Genomic DNA, 6,006 nt, shown 5'->3' on the forward strand with positions numbered 1-6,006 from the left:
AGGAGGCTTCGTCGTCCCGGCGCCGCAGCAGCAACAGAGTCGGCGGCCGCGGGCGCGGCGCGAGCGTTCGTTGCCGAGACCGCCGCCGCCTTCGCGCCGATCTCCCCAGCGCCGGCGACGGCCCCGGCGGAACCCACACCGCCACCCCTGCCGGTCCCGCACAGCCGGAGGGTCCGGCACGCGGGCTCCGCCGGCTCATCCGGCGCGGCCCCGCACATGGCCCCCGCGCGCACCCGACGGCCTGAGCTCCGCCCGGAGCTCGGGCCGTCGGCGTGCCCGGCCGAGCAAATGCGTGCCCGACGACAGTGCGGCACGGTGGTCTGCGCCCCGACGCGGCCCGGCACTTGGCCGAACAGCGATGTTCCCCTCGGGGAGGAGCAGCCGCGACGTTCTCGACGCCATCCCACGACCGGCGGGGCCATGAACGGCAAGGGCGCGCAGCGGAGGCGGTGCGCGCCGCGTTCAAGGCCCGGATGATGCGCGGCGCTTGGTCCCCGTCCGGTGACTCGGAGGCTTCGGTGTCGTCTGCGGCCGTCGGCGGCCCGTAGCCCAACTGCCCCAGCCCTGAAGCGGAATGGCCTGTTTTTGACCGTTGAGCGGACATTGAAGTCCTCTCTCCGGACAACAGATGGTCAAATTCTTGTTGCATACCTGTCAATCACCCTCTCCTTCCTGGCAATCTCGCTCCCGCCCCCACGGCATCGAAGGAGAGCGAGTGACCCACCACATGTCCTCATCCCCCACCTCCCGCAGCCGGACCCGCGTGCTGCGCACCGCCGCACTCGTCGCGTCCGCGGCGATGGTCGCGCTGGCCGTCCAGAGCGGTTCCGCCAACGCGGCGGCCGAGCGCGAGGACGGAGCCACCGCCGTCCAGCTGTCGACCGCCGCGCGCGCCCAGGCGATCGCCGCCGCGCAGACCGAAGCGACCGGTACCGCACGCGCCATCGGCCTCGGCGGCGAGGAGCGCCTCGTCGCCCGCGACGTGATCAAGGACGCGGACGGGACGGTCCACACGCGCTACGAGCGCACCTACCAGGGCCTGCCGGTTCTCGGCGGCGACCTGGTCGTCCACCAGAAGAAGGACGGCAGCCGCAAGACCACCAAGGGCACGGAGGCCCGCATAGCCCCGGCCTCCGCCCGCTCCCTGAAGGCGGCGCCCGCCGGCGCCCGCCAGGTGGTCTGGGCCGCGACCGGCACGCCGGTCTTCGCCTACGAGGCCGTCATCACCGGCACCCAGCACGACGGCACCCCCAGCGAGCGGCACGTCATCACCGACGCCGCCACCGGCGCCGAGCTGTACTCGTACGAGGCCATCGACACCGGCACCGGCACCAGTGAGTACTCCGGCACCGTTACGCTCGGTACCGCCCTGAGCGGGTCGACGTACAGCCTGACCGACACGGGCCGCGGCAGCCACAAGACCTACGACCTGAACGGCGGCACCAACGGCACCGGCGGCCTCTTCACCGACGCCGACGACAAGTGGGGCGACGGGTCGCCGTCGAACCGGCAGACCGCCGCCGTCGACGCCCACTACGGCGCCGCCGTGACCTGGGACTTCTACCAGGCCGAGCTCGGCCGCAACGGCATCGCCGGCGACGGCAAGGCCGCGTACTCCCGGGTGCACTACGGCAACGCTTACGTCAACGCCTTCTGGTCCGACAGCTGCTTCTGCATGACCTACGGCGACGGCGCCAACAACCTCAAGCCGCTGACCTCGCTGGACGTCGCCGGCCACGAGATGAGCCACGGCCTGACCGCCGCCACCGCCAAGCTGAACTACAGCCGCGAGTCCGGCGGCCTCAACGAGGCCACCAGCGACATCTTCGGCACCTCGGTGGAGTTCTTCGCGAACAACTCCACCGACACCGGCGACTACCTCATCGGCGAGAAGATCGACATCCGCGGCAACGGCACCCCGCTGCGCTACATGGACAAGCCGAGCAAGGACGGAGCCTCCGCCGACTACTGGTCGAAGACCGTGGGCCGGCTCGATGTCCACAACTCCTCGGGCGTCGCGAACCACTTCTTCTACCTGCTGTCCGAGGGCAGCGGCGCGAAGACGATCAACGGCGTGTCCTACAACTCCCCGACCTACGACGGCTCCACCATCACGGGCATCGGGCGGGTCAAGGCATACAAGATCTGGTACAAGGCGCTCTCCACCTACATGACCTCGACCACCGACTACGCGGGCGCTCGCACCGCGACCCTCCAGGCGACGGCCGACCTGTACGGCACGTCCGGTACGGAGTACCAGCAGGTGGCGGCAGCCTGGAAGGCTGTCAACGTCAACTGACGCCCCCGCACCGCAACCGCCGAAGCCGCGTCTCCCGCAAACGTTGGGGGGGCGCGGCTTCGCCGTGCCGGACAGGTGGCCGCGTCTTGGGCCGGCCTCCTCGTCGCAGGCATCTTCCCCTGGTCCGCCCGCTGGAAGGAGCAGTCAGTTCACCGACGGAGGCATTCCCCTGCGGCTCGCTCCTGCCGGTCCGGACGCGGAATGCGGTGGATCCGGACGTCGTCCAGGCGGCCGTCGGTCGCGAGGGCCGTCATGAACGTGCAGAACGGCTGCCTTCGCCGGTCGGTCGGCGAGCCGGGGTTCAACAGCCGCAGGCCGCCGGGCGCGGTGCTGTCCCAGGGGATGTGGCTGTGGCCGAAGACGAGTACGTCCAGGTCGGGGAAGCGCAGCTCGCAGCGGCGTTCACGACCGTGGGCCGGTCCGGTCTCGTGCACGACGCCCACGCGTACGCCTTCCAGCTCAACGCGGGCCACCTCGGGCAGCAGCTCGCACAACCAGGGGCTGTCGTTGTTGCCCCGCACGCCGAGGAGGGCGGGCGCGTGCGCTTCCACGAGCCGGTAGGCGTCCTCGTCGATCCAGTCCCCGGCGTGGATCACCAGGTCGGCGCGTTCCATATGTCGCACGAGCTCGTCCGGAAGCCGCTTCGCGCGGGTGGGCAGGTGCGTATCGGAGGTGAGCAGCAGCCGCATGACTTCAGGCTAGGCGGTCCCCGGTCCGTGGCACAGGCGGCCACGGTCTTGGCCAGCACGGATCTCCTCCGCGACCGGCAGGGCGGCGATTCGGTCCAGGAGACGGACTTCCGCGGCATGGGCAGGGTCACATCCGGGATGAGAGCGGCCAGGGACAGGGCAGCAGCCAGCGCAACGCGCTTGAAGTCGGTGATCAAGCCCCGCATGAATAGCGGCTCCCACCATGGACGCGGCAGCACGGACGGGTCGCCTCTCCCACCGGCCATATGCCTCGGGCGCGCCGGAGACGCGTGCGGCTCGTGGTATCCCTGCGCCACCCAACGCTTCTCCTGCTCCTCGCCGTGCCGCCCGCCTCTCCAGCCGCGCCCATGTCCACGTCCACCATGTCCCGGCCATGCGGGGAGTGGCCAGCAGTCGGCGCCGACGGACCGTGACGTACGGGCCGGTGAATCGTTCCACCAGACGTCGCACCGGCATACACACCGCTCCCCCAGCGGCCGGCGACACCCTTCGGCCCGGGAGCCGTCCCCCCGACTCCCGGGCCTCCGAAGAACCGGCACGGCGGGCCCGTTCCCCAGGGCCATTGCTCGCCGGCGGTGCCCACCGCAAGTGCGCCCCCTTCACGCGTGGGGTGTGCGCTGGCCTGGACAAGAAGGGCGCGATGACGGACGGATCGCCGGCCGCGAATGTCACCGAGATGTGCCTCGTCCACGCCTCGGTGCGCCAGTTGAAAGTTCCCCGCCCCTGCTCGGTCGGTTGCGGAACTCAAGCCGGGTCCGGACGCAGAGAGGCCTTGCTCGCACGGACGGTTGTTAACGTGAATGCATGACGGCTTGTGCGGAATGCGGTTTCGAGTACGACCTCGCCCTGGCTCCCAGGGTCTCGGTGCTCGCCAAGGGCCACGCGCGCGAATACGCGGACCTGCTGTGCGCCGAACCCTCGGTGCTGCGGCAGCGCTCTGTGCCGCAGGTGTGGTCACCTCTCGAGTACGCCTGTCACATGCGCGATGTGCTGCTCGTCCAGCGGGAGCGGATGCTGGCCGCACGACGGCGTGATACGCCGGTTGCCGAGTCCATGGGGCGCGACGAACGGGTCGAGCACGACGGATACGCCCAGCAGAAGCCCGCCGATGTCGCGCGCCAACTCCAGGACGCGACACTCCTGTTCACCGATGCTCTCGACCTGCTGTCCCCCTCCGACTGGGAGCGCACACTGGTATACACCTACCCCGAACGTGCGGAACGCTCCCTGAGCTGGCTCGCCGTGCACACCCTGCACGAGCTGCGCCATCACCTGCTCGACATCCGTCGCCAACTGGCTCTGGCGGAAAGTCCATGACGGCCACTTCTACACATGCGCCATGACCCGTAACGCCGACCGGGCAGGTCACGGTACTGGGGATTGACACGTTCGCGTTCCGCAAGGGAGGCACCTACGGCACCGTCCTCACCGGCGTCGAAACGCGACGGCCCGTCGATCTCCTGCCCGACCGCACCGCGGACACGGTGACCGCCTGGCTCGCCGCGCGCCCCGCCGCCTGGGTCCTGGCGGTGTGCTTCCTGCGCGGGCTCGGGTTCGCGCTCACGGTCGTGGCGGGCGGCGCCCTGACGGCCTCCCTCATTCCCGCCGAGCGGCGCGGCGAGGGGCTGGCCCTGATGGGAATCATGTCCGGCGTACCGTCGCTGCTGGGCCTGCCGCTGGGTGTCTGGCCCGCCTCCGAGGTCGGGTACGCGCCGGTCGCCGTGGCGGCGGTCGGCGGTTGTCACCCTTTGGTGCTCGGCTGGGCGAGGACGGAGCAGCGGTCGGTGGGGGCTTGCCGCCGCGAGGTGATCCGCCTTGTCATCGGGGTGACGCCACAACGTCTGGGACGACGACCCGCCGAGTGACCATGGCAGGTGTGCCTCGGAGTGATGCGGGAGAGCCGAGAGGACCTGAGCTGCACGGATAGGTGGTGCGCGAGGCAGACGGGGAGCTCGCGGGGGCAGGCCGGCTCCGTACAGGGGCTACGGCGAGGGCCTGCTGCCTCGGGGCCTCGGCCTCGGTGGCGGCGGCCCGGCGCACGGCAGGGCAGCTCGGCCGCTGGGCCCGGATACGTGGCCGCAGTCGCAGTCCTGGGGTACGCGGCGCCGCACTTCCGGTGGGGCGCCGGGATCGGCGCCGCGTTCCCCGGCGACTTCGCGGGCGTCCCGCACTGCACGCGCGAACCCGCCATCGGCTACTGGGTGAGGGGCGGCGCGGCGGTGCTCAGCGCGGTGCTCTCCCTCGCGCTGGTCCGCCCTTGGGGACACCGCCTGCCGGGCCGGCTGCCCGCGGCCGTCCCGGCAGCGATCGCCTCGGTCGGCATGACCCTCTAACGGGGCCTCCTGGACAGCTGGTTGGCGTAAACGCCCTTCGAGCTGCCAAGAGGACCTGTTCTCATGCGCGGCATCCGCCGAAGTCACCCCGTGGAGAATCCTGTTCGACCAACAACCCTCAAGATCAAAACGCCAGGTAGACGGTCTGCTTGATGACGTGCCGCCAGTCGCCCGGGTGGCGTTGAGGGCGGTGGCGATGTTCCGGAAGACCTGGCGGAGCTGAGCGGTCACGTCCCCGGCGGCCCTGGCGAACCGGCCTGGGGCGTCCAGGGGAATGTGGCCGGAGATCACAATCAGCGGCCCTGTCCTGGAGCCCATCCAGCAGGCGGCCAACGCCATCGACCTCAAGACGTACTGAGAACCGACAACGAAGACCTTCGAACCATGAACTGCGACCCGTCACAGGTCACCCGGAACCGAGGGGCGTGGCGCGGGCGGCGCCGTACGGGCGGCGCGGCACGGCGCCACGGGCCACCCTCCCACCCCGCCGTGGTCGACGTCCCGGTCGGCGTTGGTCTCCGCCCCTAGGGCTTGTGTGATGTCGTGATCAATCTTGCTGATTCGGATCCGTCTTGAGGGCGAATCCAGTAGGAAGACGATCGTGACGCGCAGGCAACTGACCGATGAGCAGTGGAAGTTGATCGAGCCCTACCTGCCGATAGGC

General features: G+C 70.4%; 5 protein-coding genes and 1 pseudogene. 5 read left to right on the plus strand and 1 reads right to left on the minus strand.

Annotated elements, in window-relative coordinates:
- Positions 1-727 precede the first annotated feature (727 nt).
- On the plus strand, positions 728-2,299 hold the full coding sequence (locus J7E94_RS28620; RefSeq protein ID WP_215019705.1) for a M4 family metallopeptidase: 1,572 nt from the start codon (positions 728-730) through the stop codon (positions 2,297-2,299).
- Between the two features lie 149 nt (positions 2,300-2,448).
- Here J7E94_RS28620 and J7E94_RS28625 read toward each other — a convergent pair whose 3' ends face one another.
- Positions 2,449-2,988 carry a metallophosphoesterase gene (locus J7E94_RS28625; protein ID WP_215019699.1) on the minus strand — a complete coding sequence of 180 codons (540 nt, stop codon included), beginning with the start codon at positions 2,986-2,988 and terminating at the stop codon, positions 2,449-2,451.
- Positions 2,989-3,813: 825 nt separating this feature from the next.
- Here J7E94_RS28625 and J7E94_RS28630 point away from each other — a divergent pair.
- The 4 genes and pseudogenes from J7E94_RS28630 (at position 3,814) to J7E94_RS28645 (ending at position 5,342) form a co-directional block, all read left to right on the plus strand.
- On the plus strand, positions 3,814-4,326 hold the full coding sequence (locus J7E94_RS28630) for a DinB family protein (RefSeq protein ID WP_215019700.1): 513 nt from the start codon (positions 3,814-3,816) through the stop codon (positions 4,324-4,326).
- Positions 4,327-4,388: 62 nt separating this feature from the next.
- Positions 4,389-4,463 (plus strand): annotated as a pseudogene (locus J7E94_RS36085) (hypothetical protein); the annotation flags it as partial.
- Positions 4,464-4,493: 30 nt separating this feature from the next.
- Complete coding sequence (locus J7E94_RS35030; RefSeq protein ID WP_251057360.1) at positions 4,494-4,874, plus strand: hypothetical protein; 381 nt, start codon at positions 4,494-4,496, stop codon at positions 4,872-4,874.
- A gap of 207 nt (positions 4,875-5,081) precedes the next feature.
- A complete protein-coding gene (locus J7E94_RS28645; RefSeq protein WP_215019701.1) occupies positions 5,082-5,342 on the plus strand; it encodes a hypothetical protein in 261 nt (86 codons plus the stop codon).
- Positions 5,343-6,006 lie beyond the last annotated feature (664 nt).

It is taken from the genome of Streptomyces sp. ISL-94 (assembly GCF_018614075.1).
In the GTDB taxonomy this organism is placed as follows: domain Bacteria; phylum Actinomycetota; class Actinomycetes; order Streptomycetales; family Streptomycetaceae; genus Streptomyces.